2 protein-coding genes are annotated in these 1711 nt (G+C 75.5%); one reads left to right on the top strand and one right to left on the bottom strand.

The window, feature by feature from the left end; genetic code table 11:
* On the bottom strand, window positions 1-816 hold an 816-nt coding region (locus tag RIF68_RS35925), incomplete at its 3' end, for an FAD-dependent oxidoreductase (protein WP_309055841.1).
* A gap of 114 nt (window positions 817-930) precedes the next feature.
* Between RIF68_RS35925 and RIF68_RS35920 the strand changes: the two genes are divergently transcribed.
* On the top strand, window positions 931-1711 hold a 781-nt coding region (locus tag RIF68_RS35920; protein ID WP_309055839.1), incomplete at its 3' end, for an aminoglycoside phosphotransferase family protein.

Genomic DNA, 1711 nt, shown 5'->3' with positions numbered 1-1711 from the left:
CCAGCCGATGGACTCCCACTGCGCGTCGGTGAGCGGCTCGGTGGCGATCATCGAGGAGTTCATCGGCAGCCAGGTGCGGCGCTGGCCGGAGAGGGAGGCGGTGAACCCCTCGGTGCAGCGCAGCACGTAGGGGGCGCGGACGGTCCCGTACGGGGTGACGGCGTGCTTCGGCCTGATCTCGGTGACCGGGGTCGACTCGTGGATCGTGACGCCGAGCGCCTCGACGGCCGCGGCGAGTCCCTGGACCAGTTTGACGGGGTGGATCCGCGCGCCGTGCGGGGTCCAGGAGGAGCCGACGGCCCCCGCGACGCGGATGCGCCGGGCCGTCTCCCGCGCCCCGTACAGCTCGCGGTCCGTCTCCCCGAAGGCGGCCTCGGTGGCGTGGAAGGCCTTGAGGCGGGCCAGCTGGGCCGGGGTCAGGGCGACTTCGAGGACGCCGCCGCGGTGCTGGTCGGCGTCGATCTTCTCGGTGTCGAGGACGTCGAGGACCTCGGTGACGGTGGCGTTCATGGCCTGCTGGAGGCGGACGGCGGCCTCGTGGCCGTGGAGTTCGGCGTACCGGTCACGGCCCGCGATGCCGTTGTAGAGCCAGCCGCCGTTGCGGCCGGAGGCGCCGTAACCGCAGAACGAGGCCTCCAGGACGGTGATGTTGAGGAAGGGGACGGCCTTCTTGAGGTAGTAGGCGGTCCACAGGCCGGTGTAGCCGCCGCCGACGACGCAGACGTCGGCGGTGGTGTCGCCGGGGAGGGGTTCGCGGGGCGCGGGGGCGCCTTCCTGCGCGTACCAGAACGATATGCCGCCGTTGACCGTGCTCATGTGTGTCCCTGCTTCCGGATGCGTGGCGGGAGGCTACCGCCGTGAGCGAGCCCCTGGATACGGGGACTTCCCGGCGGCGGTGCCGCGAGTGCCCGCCGGCCGTAGCCTGGGCCCGTGATCCAGGTGCCGGAGGAGTTCGCGCGGGCGCAGGCGGCGCACAACGGGGCGGCGGGACGGGCGTTCGTCGCCGCGCTGCCGGGGCGGGCGGAGGAGTTCCTGGACCGCTGGGGCCTGCGGGTCACCGGGCCGCCGATGCACGGCGCGGCGTCCCTGGTGCTGCCGGTGGTGCGGGGCTGTGACCCGGCCGTCCTCAAGCTCCAGCTCCTGGACGAGGAGACCGAGGGCGAGCCGGCGGCGCTGCGGGCCTGGGCCGGCGGGGGCGCGGTACGGCTCCTCGGCCACGACCCGGCGACGGGGACGGTGCTCCTGGAACGTCTCGACGCCGGCCGGCCGCTGTCCCGGCTCCCCGACCGGCGGCGGGCGGTGGAGATCCTCGCCGACCTGCTCGCCCGGCTGACCGCCGCCCCGGCCCCGCCCGGACTGCGGACCCTCGGCGGCGTCGCGGCCCGGATGGTGGCCGGCGCACCCGCCGCGGCGGTACGGCTCCGGTACGCCGGCGAAGCGGCCCTGCTGCGCGACTGGGCGGCGGCCGTACGGGATGTGGCGGACGAGCCGGGGGACCGGCTGCTCCACTGGGACCTGCACGAGGGCAACGTCCTGGCCGCCGTGCGCGAACCGTGGCTCGCGATCGACCCCAAGCCGCTCGCGGGCGACCCGGGCTTCGACCTGCTGCCCGCGCTCCGGGGACGTACGGGAGAGGGGGAGCGGGCGGAGGTCCTCCGGCGGTTCGACCTCCTCACCGAACGCCTGGGCCTCGACCGGGGCCGGGCGGTCG

The organism is Streptomyces sp. (assembly GCF_031178505.1).
In the GTDB taxonomy this organism is placed as follows: Bacteria; Actinomycetota; Actinomycetes; order Streptomycetales; family Streptomycetaceae; genus Streptomyces; species Streptomyces gulbargensis.
Note: the sequence above shows the minus strand (reverse complement) of the source record. Positions and strands in the feature narration are given on the sequence as shown.